At 73.7% G+C, this 15,685-nt stretch carries 15 protein-coding genes; 2 read left to right on the forward strand and 13 right to left on the reverse strand.

The window, feature by feature from the left end; all coding sequences use genetic code 11:
• From ACFY15_RS28180 to ACFY15_RS28230, 11 genes are all read right to left on the reverse strand, one after another.
• A partial coding sequence (locus ACFY15_RS28180; RefSeq protein ID WP_390826298.1) for a homocysteine S-methyltransferase family protein occupies positions 1-683 on the reverse strand: 683 nt, incomplete at its 3' end.
• 1 nt (position 684) lies between these two features.
• A complete protein-coding gene (locus tag ACFY15_RS28185; RefSeq protein WP_390826299.1) occupies positions 685-1,668 on the reverse strand; it encodes a carbohydrate kinase family protein in 984 nt (327 codons plus the stop codon).
• 1 nt (position 1,669) lies between these two features.
• Positions 1,670-2,878, reverse strand: a complete 1,209-nt coding sequence (gene metK, locus ACFY15_RS28190) for a methionine adenosyltransferase (RefSeq protein ID WP_390826300.1) — start codon at positions 2,876-2,878, stop codon at positions 1,670-1,672.
• The gene (gene acpS, locus ACFY15_RS28195) at positions 2,875-3,639 is read right to left on the reverse strand and encodes a holo-ACP synthase (protein ID WP_390689731.1); all 765 of its coding nucleotides are present in this window, start codon (positions 3,637-3,639) and stop codon (positions 2,875-2,877) included. The genes metK and acpS overlap by 4 nt, the downstream gene beginning before the upstream one ends.
• Before the next feature lies 1 nt (position 3,640).
• Complete coding sequence (locus ACFY15_RS28200; RefSeq protein WP_390689730.1) at positions 3,641-4,507, reverse strand: hypothetical protein; 867 nt, start codon at positions 4,505-4,507, stop codon at positions 3,641-3,643.
• Positions 4,508-4,541: 34 nt separating this feature from the next.
• Positions 4,542-5,435: a diiron oxygenase gene (locus tag ACFY15_RS28205; RefSeq protein ID WP_042816542.1), complete on the reverse strand. Its 894-nt coding sequence runs from the start codon at positions 5,433-5,435 to the stop codon at positions 4,542-4,544.
• A gap of 65 nt (positions 5,436-5,500) precedes the next feature.
• Positions 5,501-6,547 (reverse strand): class I SAM-dependent methyltransferase, encoded by a 1,047-nt coding sequence (locus tag ACFY15_RS28210; RefSeq protein ID WP_390689729.1) that lies wholly within the window; start codon positions 6,545-6,547, stop codon positions 5,501-5,503.
• Positions 6,544-7,383: a class I SAM-dependent methyltransferase gene (locus ACFY15_RS28215; RefSeq protein WP_390689728.1), complete on the reverse strand. Its 840-nt coding sequence runs from the start codon at positions 7,381-7,383 to the stop codon at positions 6,544-6,546. Before ACFY15_RS28215 ends, ACFY15_RS28210 begins: the two co-directional genes overlap by 4 nt.
• 71 nt (positions 7,384-7,454) lie before the next feature.
• Entirely contained in the window at positions 7,455-7,961 is a 507-nt protein-coding gene (locus ACFY15_RS28220) for a MaoC family dehydratase (RefSeq protein WP_390689744.1), read from the reverse strand.
• A gap of 65 nt (positions 7,962-8,026) precedes the next feature.
• Positions 8,027-9,217: a trans-sulfuration enzyme family protein gene (locus tag ACFY15_RS28225; RefSeq protein WP_390689727.1), complete on the reverse strand. Its 1,191-nt coding sequence runs from the start codon at positions 9,215-9,217 to the stop codon at positions 8,027-8,029.
• Between the two features lie 99 nt (positions 9,218-9,316).
• Positions 9,317-10,756, reverse strand: coding sequence for an MFS transporter (locus ACFY15_RS28230; RefSeq protein WP_390826301.1), 1,440 nt, complete (start codon positions 10,754-10,756; stop codon positions 9,317-9,319).
• A gap of 253 nt (positions 10,757-11,009) precedes the next feature.
• Between ACFY15_RS28230 and ACFY15_RS28235 the strand changes: the two genes are divergently transcribed.
• Together ACFY15_RS28235 and ACFY15_RS28240 are read left to right on the forward strand one after the other, a co-directional pair.
• Entirely contained in the window at positions 11,010-11,183 is a 174-nt protein-coding gene (locus ACFY15_RS28235) for a hypothetical protein (RefSeq protein WP_390826302.1), read from the forward strand.
• A gap of 29 nt (positions 11,184-11,212) precedes the next feature.
• Entirely contained in the window at positions 11,213-11,521 is a 309-nt protein-coding gene (locus ACFY15_RS28240; protein ID WP_390826303.1) for a 2Fe-2S iron-sulfur cluster-binding protein, read from the forward strand.
• Here ACFY15_RS28240 and ACFY15_RS28245 read toward each other — a convergent pair.
• Positions 11,493-13,799, reverse strand: coding sequence for an FUSC family protein (locus tag ACFY15_RS28245; RefSeq protein WP_390826304.1), 2,307 nt, complete (start codon positions 13,797-13,799; stop codon positions 11,493-11,495). The genes ACFY15_RS28240 and ACFY15_RS28245 overlap by 29 nt on opposite strands.
• Positions 13,800-13,970: 171 nt before the next feature.
• Complete coding sequence (locus ACFY15_RS28250; protein ID WP_390826305.1) at positions 13,971-15,662, reverse strand: thiopeptide-type bacteriocin biosynthesis protein; 1,692 nt, start codon at positions 15,660-15,662, stop codon at positions 13,971-13,973.
• Positions 15,663-15,685 lie beyond the last annotated feature (23 nt).

Genomic DNA, 15,685 nt, shown 5'->3' on the forward strand with positions numbered 1-15,685 from the left:
CCCGTCGCACAGTTCAGACCGATCATGTCGATCCCCAACGGCTCCAACGCCGTCAGCGCCGCACCGATCTCCGAACCCAGCAGCATCGTGCCGGTCGCTTCCACCGTGACCTGGACGATCAGGGGGAGGTCCCCCATCCCGCACCAGTCCAGCGCCCGCCGCGCGCCGATGACGGCGGCCTTCGTCTGGAGGAGGTCCTGCGTGGTCTCGACGAGAAGGGCGTCCGCGCCGCCGCGGATCAGGCCCTCCGCGTTCTCCTGGTAGGCCGCGCGCAGGCGGTCGTAGGCGATGTGCCCGAGGGTGGGGAGCTTGGTGCCCGGTCCCATGGAGCCCAGGACCCAGCGGGGCCGGCCGTCGGCCGCCGTGAAGGCGTCCGCGGACTCGCGGGCGATGCGGGCGCCGGCCTCGGAGAGCTCGTAGATCCTGTCCTCGACCCCGTACTCGGCGAGGGCGGCCAGGTTGGTGCCGAAGGTGTTGGTCTCGACGCAGTCCACGCCCACCGAGAAGTAGGCGTCGTGCACCGAGCGGACGATGTCGGGACGGGTGGCGTTGAGGATCTCGTTGCAACCCTCCAGGCCCATGAAGTCGTCCATGGTGGGGTCGGCGGCCTGGAGCATCGTGCCCATCGCTCCGTCCGCGACCACCACGCGGGTCGCGAACTCCTCCCTCAGTGACCGTCTCATCTCATTCCAGTCCCCTCAGGTGCTCGGACAGTTCCGCCTCGCTCCGAGGCCCGTAGGCGGAGCGCAGCCGGGCCAGCAGGGCCTCCCGGGTCAGCCGGTACTCCTGGGTTCCGGCGTGGTCCAGTACGGTCGCCGCGACCGCACAGCCCAGCTGGGCCGCGTACTGCTCGGGTACGCCCCAGGCCGTCCCGGCGAGGAAGCCGGCCCGGAAGGCGTCGCCGACTCCGGTGGGGTCGACGACCCGCTCGACGGGCACCGCGGCGACGGCCAGCGGTGCGCCTCCCGCGGTGCGGATGCGTACGCCGTCCTCGCCGCAGGTGGTGATCCAGGAGCCGACCCGTTCGAGGATCTCCTCCTCGGTGAGCCCGGAGCGTTCGCAGAGCAGGGCGGACTCGTACTCGTTGGTGAACAGCCGCGTGGCGCCGTCGAGCAGTTCCAGCACCTCGTCCCGGGTGAGCCGGGCGAGCTGTTGGGAGGGGTCGGAGGCGAAGGGGACGCCGAGCTCGCGGCAGGCCCGGGTGTGGCGGAGCATGGCGCCGGGGTCGTCCGGGGAGACGAGGACCAGGTCGGGGCGGCCGGCGCGGGCGACGACCTCGTGGAGGTCGATCTCGCGAGCCTCGGCCATCGCTCCCGCGTAGAAGGTCGCGATCTGGTTCTGCTCCTCGTCGGTGGTGCAGACGAAGCGGGCCGTGTGGCGGCTGTCGCTGACGCGTACGGAGTCGGTGTCCACTCCGTGGTCCTTGAGCCACACCCGGTACGGCTCGAAGTCCCCGCCCACCGCACCCACCAGCAGGGGGCGCAGGCCCAGCACGCCCAGGCCAAAGGCGATGTTCGCCGCCACTCCGCCCCGCCGTACCTCCAGGTGGTCGGCGAGGAAGGACAGGGAGACCCGGTCCAGCCGGTCCGCCAGCAGTTGCTCGGCGAACCGGCCGGAGAAGGTCATCAGGTGATCGGTCGCGATGGACCCCGTGACAGCGATCCGCATGTCAGATTCCGGCTGCCTTGCGCAGGGCGTCGACGCGGTCGGTGCGCTCCCAGGTGAAGTCGGGGAGCTCGCGGCCGAAGTGGCCGTACGCGGCGGTCTGCGCGTAGATGGGGCGCAGGAGGTCGAGATCGCGGACGATGGCGGCCGGGCGGAGGTCGAAGACGGCGGAGACCGCCTCCTGGATCCGCTCGTCGGACAGGGTGCCGGTGCCGAAGGTCTCGACGAAGAGGCCGACGGGCTCGGCCTTGCCGATCGCGTACGCGACCTGGACCTCGCAGCGGGCCGCGAGGCCGGCCGCGACGACGTTCTTGGCGACCCAGCGCATCGCGTACGCGGCCGAGCGGTCCACCTTCGACGGGTCCTTGCCGGAGAAGGCGCCGCCGCCGTGGCGGGCCATGCCGCCGTACGTGTCGATGATGATCTTGCGGCCGGTCAGCCCGGCGTCACCCATCGGACCGCCGATCTCGAAACGGCCCGTCGGGTTCACCAGCAGCCGGTAACCGGCGGTGTCCAGCTTGATGCCGTCCTCGGCCAGCTGCTTCAGGACGTGCTCCACCACGTGCTCGCGCACGTCCGGGGTGAGCAGCGACTCCAGGTCGATGTCCGCCGCGTGCTGCGTGGAGACCACGACCGTGTCCAGGCGCACGGCCTTGTCGCCGTCGTACTCGATGGTGACCTGGGTCTTGCCGTCCGGGCGCAGGTACGGGACCGTGCCCTCCTTGCGGACCTGGGTGAGGCGGCGCGAGAGCCGGTGCGCGAGGTGGATCGGCAGCGGCATCAGCTCGGGCGTCTCGTCGCAGGCGTAGCCGAACATCAGCCCCTGGTCACCCGCGCCCTGCTTGTCGAGCTCGTCGTCCTCCCCCTCGACCCGGGACTCGTAGGCGGTGTCCACGCCCTGGGCGATGTCCGGGGACTGGGCGCCGATGGACACCGACACACCGCAGGAGGCGCCGTCGAAGCCCTTCTTCGAGGAGTCGTAGCCGATGTCGAGGATGGCTCCCCGGACGAGTTCGGCGATCGGCGCGTACGCCGTGGTGGTGACCTCGCCGGCGATGTGGACCTGGCCGGTGGTGATGAGGGTCTCCACGGCCACGCGCGAGCCGGGGTCCTCGCGCAGGAGGGCGTCGAGGATGGTGTCGCTGATCCGGTCGGCGATCTTGTCGGGGTGGCCCTCGGTCACCGACTCGGAGGTGAAGAGCCGCTTGCTCATGCCTTCACCTCGGCGGCGAAGAAGTGGGTGGCGATGGCGTCGAGGGTGCGGATCTCGTCGACCTCGAGGGTCTCCATCTGGATCGCGCGGCCGCTGTGCTGTTCGAGCAGGAAGACGAACTCGACGAAGGACAGGGAGTCGATCAGCCGGTTCTCGATGAGGTCCAGGTCGCCGGCGATGTCGTCCAGCTCCTCGTGGCGGGCGAGGAGCCAGTTCTTCACGAGCTGCAGGCCTTCGGACATGGTGTCTCTCCTTGGAGTGCTGTGTACGGGAAGGGGGGTGCCGGCGGACCCGGCGGCCGGGTCCGGGGGTCCGGGTGGTGCGGACGGTCCCGGAGGGTCGGACTCCAGGAGCGGGGCGGCGACCGCCACCGCGTAGTCCACGTCGTGGCTGATGGTCACGGTGATACCGGCGATGCCGGAGTCGGCGGCCATGCCGGCGGCGGCCCCGCGCAGTTCCACGAGGGGCCAGCCGCCGTCGGAGCGCCGTACGACGATGTCCCGCCAGGGCAGGATCACGGCCCCGACGCGGAGGGTCTTGAAGGCCGCCTCCTTGGCCGCGATCCTTCCGCACAGGCTCAGGACGTCGAGCCGGGCGGAGGTGTGGCAGTCGGCGAGTTCGCCGGGGGTGAGCATGCGCTGGAAGAAGTCCTCGCCGTATGCGGTGAGCAGCCGGCGGACACGGTTGACGGACACGATGTCCATGCCGAGGTTCGCCCAGCCCAGGCCGCCCGCCGGCGGGGCGACGGGTCGGGTCTGCACGTCAGATCGCCGGCCCCGCCGCGTTCGCGCTCAGGACGGCGGCGGTCGCCGCGCCCCAGCTGCCGTGGCGGCGGGTGAGCGCGGACAGCCAGCGCTCCAGGCCGAAGGCGACGCAGCTGGTGAAGGCCGGTCCCGCGCCGGAGGCGAGGGGGATGTCGCAGCGGTCGCCGAAGAAGTTGCGGTGGGTGTTGACCGAGGCGATCGCGAGGTCCTCGAAGAGGAACTCGTGCTTGACCGGGGTCAGGCGCTGGAGGACCGCCTTGGAACTGCCCTTGTCGAAGAAGGGGTCGCAGGCGGCCTCCCTGCTCAGTGGCAGGTCCAGGGCCTCGGCGAAGGCGTTGATGCGCCGGGTGAAGCGGGCGAGGTGCTCCTCGGCGTGCTCCCGGGTGCCGATGGCGACGATCTCCCGCATGCGGAAGCCGAGCTGGCGGCGCAGGCCCTCGTAGTGCTGTTCCTTGCGGAAGCACCAGCCGACCACGGTGACGAGTTCGTCGTCGGCGGCCGGGCGGCCCTGGTGGTCGATGTAGACCGCGTAGCAGGACGCCGAGGGCAGGCCGAGGGCGGCCGGCTCCAGCGCGTCGCAGGGGAAGCAGCCGGTGTCGGTACAGAACTCGCTGGTCTCCCGGACGTCCAGGTTCAGCGGGGCGGCGACGACGGCCTGGTGGGGGAAGTTGTCGTAGTAGTCGAGCCGGGCCAGGTCGGCGGCCGGCAGCAGCGGGGGCATGGTCATCGGCCGGGCTCCCGCGTGCACCCCCCAGCTCTCGAAGGTGTCGTCGAGGAGCCGCAGCAGGGCGGTGCCCTCGGGGCCCAGCGACGGCAGGCCGCGGGTGTCTGGGGTGGTGGTGGTCTGGACGGTCGTGACGCTCATGGGGGTGTCACCTCTCGGACGGCGGTGGGCCCTCTCAGACGACGGGCAGGACGTCGTCCGTGAAGATCCCGGTCTTCAGGAAGAAGCCGAGCGGCTTGCGGATGGCCTTGCGCTCGTGGGGGCGGCGCCGCTCGTCGGCGACGAGGGCGTTGCGCAGGCCGACCGGGTCGGCGATGCCGGCGTCGCGGTACACGTGGGGGTTGTAGAGGGAGTTGACGCTGTAGACCACGTAGCGCTTGAGGTAGGCCTCGACCTCGGCAACGCGGGCGGCGGGGACGGCCTCCTTCATGCGGGTGAAGAGGAGGGAGACCAGCTCGCGGCCGAAGGCGATGTGGCGGGACTCGTCCTGGTGGTGGATGCGGTTGACCTCGCGGATGGTGTGGCACAGCGACTCGTCGCGCGCCATCCGCGTGTTGTAGTGGTCGACCAGCTCCTCGAAGAACAGGATCCGGGAGAAGACGAGGAAGTTCTCCACCTCCGGCTCCCAGGCGGAGTCGGCGCGCAGGGCCGTGGAGCCGTAGATCTTGTCGCCGTAGCGGCGGCAGAACTCGGCGAAAAACCACATGTGCTCGTTCTCCTCACCGATGAAGTGGTGGAAGAAGTCCGAGGGCACCTCGAAGCCGGGCATGTGGATGCGGCCGACGACCTCGATGAGCAGCTCGCGGATGCCGTGCACGTTGAGGCTGTAGAAGTTGATGCTCTCCCACTTCGAGAGGCGCTGGAGGGTCTCCTCGCCGAGCTCGTCGTAGAAGGGGGTCCCGTAGACGGTGAGCAGCTCGGGGGTCATCCACATGCGGCCCTCGTCGAGCTTCTCGGGCCAGTCGAACTGCTGGTACGGGTTGTAGTACTCCTCGATGGAGCGGGAGCTCAGGCGCTCCAGGACTTCCAGGAACCGGTCGTTGACCGGCAGGGGGGCGCTGACGCCCATGGGGACTCCTCGGGTGGTGGTGAAGGCGGGGGCGTGCGGGCCCCGGGGCCGGCCGGTGCCAGGCGCTACGGACGGACCTCGTAGACGGCGTTGACCGGCGTCTCGGTCGCGCGGCGCCAGCGGGTGAAGCCGGCTTCCTCCGCGATGGCGCGGAAGGCCTTCTCGCCGGAGTGGTTGCCGAGTGCGTGCGGGCCGTGCTGGGCGACGGCGACGGGCAGGCACATCACGGCGGAGAGTGCCATGAACATGCGGGCGGCCGGGGTCTGGGTGTCGATGTCCTCGGGCGACACGTTGGACTCGACAAGCATCCAGGTGCCCTCGGCGTCGAGGGACTTGTGGACGTGCCGGGCGGCGGAGACCGGGTCGCCCATGTCGTGCAGGGCGTTGAAGAAGGTGACCAGGTCGTAGCCGCTGCCGGGGTAGTCGTCGGCGGAGGCGACGTCGAAGACGACGCGGTCCGAGAGGCCGGCCTCGTCGGCGAGCCGGCGAGCGATGGCGATGGCCTCCTCGGAGTAGTCGAAGCCGTGGACGGTCGCCTGGGGGAAGGCCTTCGCGATGAGCAGGGTGGTGTGGCCGACGCCGCAGCCGACGTCCGCGACGGTGCCGCCGGCGGCCAGCTTCGCGGTGACGCCGGTGAGGGAGGGCAGCCAGTCGGGGACGAGGCGGTGCTCGTAGGTGGGCTGGAAGAAGCTGCCCATGCCGGTGTCGAGCGCCGCGTCGTGCTCGGCCCAGCCGACTCCGTCGCCGCTGCGGTAGGCGTCGACGAGGAGGTCCTCGGTGCCGTAGAGGGCCTTGAGGGCGGTGAAGAAGCCGGCGGCGAAGGTGATGGCGTTCGGGTCGGCCAGCACCGGGACGTGGTCGGCGGGCAGGGTGTAGGTGCCGGCGCTGGGGTGGCGCTCGACGTAGCCGGCGCTGAGCTGGGCGTGCAGCCACTCCTCGGCGTAGCGGGTGTCGATCCCGGTGCGCTCGGCGAGGTCGGCCGGGGTCAGCGGGCCCGCCTCGGCCAGGGCGCGGTAGAGGCCGAGGCGTTCGCCGAGGGCGACGGTGAGGCCGCGTACGGCCGCGCCGGCGTCGCTGATGACGCGCTGGTGGAACTCGTGGGTGGCGCTCATGCCGCTCTCACCTCGGTGGCCGGGAGGTCGCAGGTGAACAGGAAGGACCGCGGGACACGCGGGACGCTGCGCGCGGGGACGGGGTAGGGCCAGCGGCCGAAGTCGGCGCCGTCCTCGCCGGGCTGGCGGACCTCGCGGACGTCCCAGCCGCATTCGGCGAGGAGCTGCTCGGGGGTCTCGGTGCCGAAGAGCCAGGGGTTGCCGTCCTCTTCCAGGCACTTCAGGAAGGGGCGGGAGAGCGGGTTCTCCAGTGCCGACCTGCTGATGACGTCGCCCAGCAGGACCGAGCCGGGCGCGGAGTGTCCGGCCAGGGTGGAGATCAGGTTGCGGACGGCGGCCTCGGGGAGGAAGAACAGGAGGCCCTCGACGACCCACAGCACGGGCTCGTCGGAGCGCCAGCCGGCCTCCTCGAGGGGGCCCGTCCAGTCCTGGGTGAGGTCCACGGGGACGGCGACGCGGGTACGTCCGGCCGGCTGCGGTTCGCCGGCCAGCATCTCGGCCTTGGCCTCCAGGAGGGCGGGGCGGTCGAGTTCGTAGACGCTCACGCCGTCGGGCCAGGGCAGCCGGTAGAAGCGGGTGTCCATGCCGGCGGCGAGGAACACGACCTGGCGGATGCCGTGCTCCTGGACGGTCCGGACGATCTGCCGGTCCAGGTAGGTGGTGCGGATCGCGAGGAACGGCACGGTGCCGGCTCCGGCGTAGCGTTCCAGGAGTTCGAAGCCGACGGTGTCGGCGACGGTGCGCGCGTAGGGATCGGCGAACAGCCGGTCCTCGCGGTCGGTTTCCAGGGCCCGCGCTGCGGCGGTCCACTGGGCGGTGCGGGATACGGCCTCCACGGGAGGACTCCCTTCACTTCGGCGGACGGGGGTGGGGCGGGCGCGGGGCGGGGCGGCCCTCGCCGGCCGGGTCAGGCCAGGGAGGTGACGCGGACGACCGGGTCCTCCGCGGCGCAGGGGTGCGCGGCGGTGCATTCGGCGGGCCGGCGCTGGAAGATGCTGTGCAGGACCATGCTGAAGACGACGTTCCCGTCGGCGTCGGACAGCGTGCACTTGGGCTGGACGACGCCGGTGGCCGGATTGAACGGCGAGGGGCGCGAGCCGAGGACCTCGACACGCGCCGTGAGCACGTCGCCGGGACGGACGGGCCGCAGGTAGCGGATCTCGTCGACGCCCGGCGAGCCGGTACAGGCGCTGTAGGCGAGCAGTCCGTCGACGTAGCGGCGCATGAACATCGAGGCGCTGTGCCAGCCGCTGGCGATGAGGCCGCCGAAGGGGCCCTGTCCCGCGAGCTCCGGGTCGGTGTGGAAGGGCTGCGGGTCGAAGCGCCTGCCGAACTCCAGCACCTCCTCCGTCGTGACGGTGATGGTCCCCAGCTCGTGGACGTCGCCGGGCCTGAAGTCCTCGAAATAGCGCATCACGCGCCCCCCTTGACGTAGAGGAGTGGTTTTCTCTGGCGTGAACCAATCTACGAATCGGGCGCTTATTTTGTCAACCCAAAAGAAGACCGCAGTGCCTGTTCAGCGTCCTGCCAGAGGTCCTCCGGGTCCTCGATCCCGACCGACATCCGCACCAGGCCCGGACCGATCCCGGCGCGCGCCAGCGCGGCCCCGTCGAGCTCCCGGTGGGAGGTACTGGCAGGGTGGGTGACCAGCGTCTCCACCCCGCCCAGGGACAGCGCGAGCCGTGCCAGGCGGACACCCTCGACGAAGGCGCGGCCCGCCTCCCGGCCGCCGTGCAGCTCGAAGGAGAGCAGCCCGCCTCCACCGGAGAGCACCTTGCGGGCCATGGCGTACGAGGGGTGCGTTCCCAGCCACGGCCAGTGGACGGCCGCCACCGCGGGATGGGCCGCCAGCCGCTCCGCGAGCAGGCCCGCGTTGGCGCAGTGCTCGCGCATCCGCAGCGGCAGCGTGGCGATCCCGCGCAGGGTCAGCCAGACCGCGAAGGGGTCGGCGCTGGCGCCGAGTTCGACCGTGCGCGGCCAGATCTCCCGGCGCAGGGCGTCGTCCGCGAAAACGGCCGCGCCACCCAGGACGTCGGAGTGCCCGGCGAGGTACTTGGTGGTGGAGTGGAGCACGATGTCCGCGCCGTGCTCGACGGGCCGGCACAGGACGGGCGAGGCCAGGGAGTTGTCGACGGCGCTGAGCACCCCCAGGCGCCGGGCCGCCGCCAGCAGGCCGGGCAGGTCGGGAACACGGCCGGTGGGGTTGGCGATGGTCTCCAGGACGAGCAGCCGGGTGCGCGGGCCCACGAGCGCCTCGAACTCCGGCACGTCGTCACCGCTGATGTAGTCGACCGTGATGCCGTAGCGCTCCGCCAGGTCGCTCAGCGCCGCGTAGGTGCCCCCGTAGAGGCAGCGCTGGGCCACGACCCGGTCGCCGGGGCGCAGCAGGGCGAGCAGCACCCCGCTGATGGCGCCCATCCCGGAGGCGAAGGCGATGGCCGAGGCCCCGCCCTCCAGGCCGGCGAGGGTGCGTTCCAGGGCGCGCACGGTGGGGTTGCCGCGGCGGCTGTAGACGTAGTCCCCGTCGGGTCCCGCCATGGCCTGCGCCAGTGCGTCGGCCGATTCGAAGGCGAAGGCGGAGGACTGGACGAGCGGCACGGACAGCGGCCGGCTCGCGGGGACTTCAAGCTCGTGGGCCACGTGCACGGCCCGGGTGCGGATGTCCTTCATCGGGGTCTGCTTTCTCGTGCGGGTACGGAAAAGGGGCCGCCCGACGTCCGGGGAGGACGTCGGGCGACCCCTGGGGCGAGCGCGGGGCGTCCCCGTACGTCAGACCCCCGCCGTCTGGTTGCGCGACGCCGGGGCGTCCGCGGCCGGGGCCGCGGCGGCCTTGTCGCCCTTCATGGCGACGAGCGTGATCAGCGCGCCGGCAGCCGCGATGGCGGCGGCGGCGATGAAGGCGGAGCCGAACCCGTCGGTGAGGGCGGGCAGGTTGTCCAGCTCGCCGGCGCCCTGGGTGGTGGCGAGCGCGGTGAGGGCGGCCAGGCCGAGGGCGGAGCCCACGTTGTAGGTGGTGTTGACGATGCCTGAGGCCAGGCCGGCCTGCTCCTGCGGGGCGCCGGACATCGAGGCGATCATCGCCGGGATGTAGGCGAGCGCCATGCCGAGCGCGGCGACGAGCGAGGCGGGCAGGACGTCGACCAGGAAGGTGCCGGTCGGCTCGACCGCGGAGAGCCAGACCAGGCCGAGGGCGAGGGCGAAGAGGCCGCCGACGATCAGCGGCTTCGCCCCGAAGCGGCCCATGAGGCGGGCGGTGATGGCCGTCATGAAGATCATCAGCAGGATGGTCATCGGGAGCAGGGCCGCGCCGGAGGCGAAGGCGCCGTAGCCGAGCACCTGCTGGAGGTACAGGTTGAGGAAGTACCACATCGGGATCCAGGCGGCGCCCAGCAGGGTCATGGCGAGGTTGCCGGAGCCCAGGCGCGGGATCCGCCACACGCTGAGCGGCATGAGCGGCTCGCGGACGGCCTTCTGGATCACGAAGAAGAGGACGAGGAGGACGACGGCGCCGATCAGTTCCAGCACGGTGGCGGTGGAGCCCCAGCCGACCTCGGGGGCGCGGACGACGGCGAAGACGGCGAGCGCGAGCCCGGCGGTGACGGCGATGGCGCCGAGGACGTCCACGGAGCCGCGGCGGGGCTGCACGGCGGGCAGGAGCCTGGTCATGGCGAGGGTGGCCACGCCGATGGGGACGTAGATGACGAAGCACCACGGCCAGCTCACCCACTCGGTGAACACACCGCCGAGGAAGACGCCGGCGGTGCCGCCGGCGGGCGCGGCGGCGCCGTAGAGGGCCATCGCCTTGCCGAGCTCCTTCGGGTTGTGCCCGAAGAGCATCATCAGGAGGGTCATGGCCGAGGGCGCGATCAGCGCGCCGCCGACTCCCTGGACGGCCCGGCCGACGATCTCCACCGAGGCGCTCTGCGCCGCCGCGGCGAGCACCGAGCCCACGATCATGACGACCCAGCCGGTGGCGAAGATCTTGCGCGCCCCGAACAGGTCGGAGAGCCGCCCGCCGAGCAGCAGTAATCCGCCGAAGACGATGACGTAGGCGTTGAAGACCCACTGGAGCTCGCCCTGGGAGAAGCCCAGGTCCTTCTGCATCTCGGGGAGCGCCACCCCGATGATCGAGGTGTCCATGATGACCATGAACTGAGCGGCGGCAAGCACGCCAAGTGCCCACCAGCGCCGGGGATTGACGGTTGACATTGCCCTGGCCCTTCTCTGTCGTATACCCCCAGGGGGTACCTTCGCGATGCAAGTTAGCATACCCATGGGGGGTATGTAAGCCTGCGGCTGGACGCTCGAGCGGGACTCGAAACCGGGGCCGGCGCCCCGTCACCCGCCCGGCCGCACCCCGGGCGCGGGCTCCCGGCGCCGGCCCCGGAGCCGGGATATCAGGGACGGTGAAGGTGAGCGCGCGCACCCGCCGGTCGCCTCCCGGACCTGGGGAGCGCACCCCATGGAGTTCGAGGTCAACGGTGTCCCGCGCACGGCGGACGTGGACGACGACCCGGCGGCCGTGGAAGTGCTGCGGGACCGGCTCGGCCTCACCGGCACCAAGCTGGTCTGCGCCGGCGGGGTCGCGGGGCCTGCACCGTCCAGGTCGACGGCGAGCCCCGGGTCTCCTGCCTGACCCCCGCCGCCCTGCCGGCGGGACGGCGGGTGACCACGGCGGAGGGCCTGGCCGGCCACCCGGTGGCCCGCGCCTTCACCGGCCGCGACGCCCTCCAGTGCGGCTACTGCACCCCGGGGTTCGTCGTCGAGGCGGCGGCGTTCCACGACCGGTGGCGGGCCGGGCACGGGCGCACCCCGCCCGGGCGGGAGCGGATCGCCGAAGCCCTGGCGGGCCAGCTCTGCCGCTGCGGCGCCTCCCTGTTCCGCGACACCGTCCTGGAGGCCCTGGAACGCGCCGCGGGCCGGAGGCCGCGCCCCGGCCGACCCGTCACCGCGCCTCCCCCTCCGGGGCCGTGACCCGTTCCAGGTCGGTCATCAGGGAGTCCAGCCAGGAGACCGCCGCGTAGTAACGGCGGGGGGCACCGGGCGGCTCCGCCGCGAACCCCCGGTACGCCGGGTCCCGCAGCGGTGCCGGCACGGGCGGGGTGTCCCCGCCCGGGTCGAGGTGCGCCGACACCAGCAGCATCCGCCCGGCCACCCGGTCCCCGAGCCCGCTCAGCCCCTCGGCCGGCTCCGGGCCCAGCGCGGGGGCGGCCGGCGGCGGGGCCCCCTCGGGCGGGTTCGTCAGCCGGTCCGAGCCCCACAGGGTGTGGTGCCCGGCCATCAGGGCCGCCTGCCAGTCGGGCCCGGGAGGGCGCGGGGCGGCGGCGCCGAAGCGGGCCGGCTCGCTCTGGTACTGCGCGAACGCGGACTCCGCCATGATCAGCGCGTGCCGCAGCGACCGGTAGCCCCGCCCGGACGCCGCGGCCGCACCGGCGCCGCCCGCGGCGACCGCGGCGCTGGTCGCGACCACGATCTCGGCGGCCCGGCGCAGCAGGCCCGCCGCCGCCCGTCCCAGCTCGTTGTGCGCGCCCCGCGGCCAGGCCAGCAGTCCGAACACGCCGCCGATCAGGCTCCCGATCAGCACGTCCAGCATCCGCACCCCGGCCAGCTTCCAGGTCGCCGACGCCAGCTGGGCGAACACCATCGCCACGAGGACGGTGAACAGCCCCTGCGCCCACCCCACCCCCTTCACCGGCCCCACCGTGAACGCGAAGAGCATCCACACCGGCAGCAGGACGGCGTACACGGCCGTGTGCGGGCCGACCAGCGTGAGCACGACCGCGGTGAACAGGGCGCCGGCGAAGGTGCCGGCCAGGGCCACCCGGATGGTGCTCCAGGTGTCGCCGACGGTGGTCCGGGTCAGGGAGAGCGTCGCCAGCATCGCCCAGAACCCGTGCGGCAGGGTGTCCAGCCCGGCGACCAGCCGGGCGGCCGCCAGCGCGAGTCCGATCCGCACCGCGTTCTGGAAGAACACCGACCGGCGCCCGGCGTGCCCCTGGATCCGGTGCCACCACAGCAGGGGCGCGGGCGTCCGCGCGTACCAGAACCGCCCCGGCTGCACCCGGTCCGCCGCTGCGCGGCCCCGTACGGCGAGCCCGGCGGCCGTGGCCAGGGTCAGCGCGACGTCCGCCACCTCCAGCACGGCCGCGTCCCGCCGCAGCACGGTGGGGACGGCAGGCCGGGCGGGGGCGGCCGCCAGGCGGGCACGGGCCGCGGCGAGGTCCTCGTACGCGCCCCCGGACCCGGAACCGAGCTCGGAACCGGACCCGGAACCGGGCACGGGAGCGGGCCCGGGGGCGGACCCGGGAGCGGAGCCGGGCACGGGGGCGGACCCGGGAGCGGAGCCGGGCACGGGGGCGGACCCGGGAGCGGAGCCGGGCACGGGGGCGGACCCGGGAGCGGAGCCGGGCTCGGGAGCGGAGCCGGTGGCCGTGCGCGGCCGCAGGTCGCCGGCGGTGCGTTCGGCGAGCCTGCCCACCCCGCGCAGGACCTCCCCGGCGCCGCCCGGGGGGCCGGCGAGCACCGCCAGCCGGCCCAGCAGGGCCCGTGCGGCCAGGCCCGTGTGCGTCAGGGCCCGGTCGCGCACCCCCGGGCCCGCCGGCCGGTCGGCCTCGGGCACGTTCAGCGGCCGGAGCGCGGCACTGTCCTCGCGTGCCCGCCGGGCGGCGGAGGAGGAGAGCGCGTGCGGCGGGCCGGCCAGCTCCCGCGCGCACCGCGCGGCGGTGTCGGCGGCACGGGCCGCCAGCTCCCGGTAGGACGGGGTCGCGGGCTCGGGGAAGAGGTACCGCTCGGCCAGGACGAGCAGCGCGAGCCCGACCGTGGTGCCGACCAGCCGCAGCCCGAGCGAGTCCGGATCGTAGGGCGGGAAGGACGGGAGGATGTACAGCAGTTGCAGCCCGGGCCCGGCGCCGGCCGGCCGCGGCCCGCCCACGGCGGCGAAGGTCAGCGCGAAGCCGATGACGAGCATCCCGGCGACCGCGCTCCAGGTGCGCACCGACAGGAAGGTGCCCACCACGACCAGCAGCCAGCACACCGGGACCAGCCGCAGCACCGTGGCGGCCCGCTGCGGCCCCGTGCCGGGGATCCGCGAGAGTCCGGCGAGGGCAACCGCGGAGAACAGCGCGTACGTGGCGGCCACGGACGAGCCGAAGCCGTAGAGGAACAGGTAGAACCCGGAGGCGCCGACCAGCGCCACCCGCACCGCCCGGACCCCCGAGGCCGCGTAGGCCGCCGGTACCCACCGTCTGGGCACACCACCCATCCCCCCAGCATCACCCTCCTCCCGCCCCTCGGCACCACGGACCGGTCGGCGCGCGGCCGGCCCCCACAGTGGAGGACGTGGCGCGCCGGACCGGCCGCGCGCAGGCCGGCCGGCACCAGCGGGCGGCGCCCACCGGCCGGTCCCTGCCTTCACATCAGCGCGTCACCCCGTGGGGCGGCGTCCCAGCGGCAGGAGGTACTGCAGGGGCTGCTCCAGGTCGTCCAGGCCGAGCAGTTCGTGGGCCAGGTCGTCGTGGAAGCCGCCCAGCGCAGTCCCCGCCAGGCCCAGGGCCGTGCCGGTGAGCAGCAGGGTCTGCGCGAGGTGGCCGGTCTCCAGCAGGGCCAGCCGCAGGGCGCGCAGACCGTAGCGGCGCCGCAGCAGGCCCAGGTCCGCGTACAGGGCGAGGACCACCGGCGCGCCGTCGATGCCGATCCAGTGCGGGTCGGTCGGGGGCCGCGACAGGTAGGTCGACAGCGCGGCGATCTCCTCCGCGGCCGGGGCCGGGCCGACGGGCCGCAGCGTCCGGCGCTCGGGCACGCAGTCGTAGGTGCCCGGCGGGACGCCCTCGACGTCGAGCACCAGCAGCCGCACCCGGGCCGTGTACAGGGCGCCCGCACTGGGGTAGGGGCGGTGGGCCGGGGTCTCGGCCGGGGTCTCGGCCGGGCCCTCGGGCAGCGGCCGCTCGTGACCGTCCCGGTCGGTCATGGCGTGCCACAGCAGCGCGCCCAGGCCGGCGGCGTCCAGCGGCCCGCCGAGTGCCCCGCGCACCGAGGCCCTGGCGGCGAGGACGGCGCCCAGCGGCAGCTCGGGCAGCGGGCCGGCGGGCAGCGGGACCTCGGGCGCGGCCGGGGCGTACCGGGGCGGCTCGGGCGGCAGGGTGCGCAGGGCCGTGTCCTGGTTGCGGCCGATCTGGAACTTGCTGCGCTCCAGGTACTGGCGGTCGGGGGCGGTGTGGCCGGGCGGGAAGTAGTCCGCCGGCGCTCCGGTCTCCAGCAGGGTGCGGGCGGCCAGCCGGCACACCGCCCGCTCCTCGTCGGGGGTCACACCGAGCCGGTTGAGCAGCATGTGGAGCTGCGAGCCCCAGATCCACGCCGTCGCGTCCGGCGCCGCCTCCCGTCCCAGCCCGGCCCGGAGCAGGCCGTCGGCCTCGCGGACCCGCTGCTCCCACGCTCCGAGCCAGGGCGCCGCGGTTCCCTGCGCGAGCCGGTCCCACAGGGCGTGCGCCCGCCTCTCCAGCCCGGAACGCTGGGCGGCGTAGACGGAGTTGACGCGGCTGTGCACGGAGGCGCCGGGCAGCAGCGGCACCTCGGTGACCCAGCGCCAGCCCGCCGCGTGCCCGCGCAGCCAGCGGGCCGCGGTGAGCCGGTCCATGCCGAGCGCCTGGACCGTCGTGTGGACCAGGTCCGCCGCGAGCGCCAGGCGGGCCGGCGCCCCGCCCCCGGAGGCGAGCTCCCGCAGGGCCCCGAGCACCACCCGGGAGGAGTCTGCGAAGACCTCCTCGGCGACGGGCAGCGCCCGCGGGCCGCCGTACCGGCCGGTCTCGGGCACGTACGGGACGGCGCGGACCTCGCCGTGGCAGGAGGGCCAGGGGCCCGGCACGGAGGGCACCTGCCGTGCGGCACGGGCCAGTTCGCCCGGGAGCCGCTCGGCGGCGGGCGCGCTCAGTCCGCGCACCCGGACGCGTACCTGGGGGCCGTCCTCCGCGTACCGGATGAAGAACCAGCGGTCGGCCTCTCCGGCCGCCACCAGGCCGTCGAGGAGGGGGGCCGCTCCGTGGAGCAGGAAGGCGTCGGTGTCCTCGGTTCCGGAGTGCAGGAAGACGTGGTGGCTGTGCCAGAGGTCGGTCGTGGTCATCTGCGGTCCTAGAGGGGAGGGAG

Origin of the sequence: Streptomyces sp. NPDC001373 (assembly GCF_042895815.1) — a bacterium.
Taxonomy (GTDB): Bacteria; Actinomycetota; Actinomycetes; order Streptomycetales; family Streptomycetaceae; genus Streptomyces.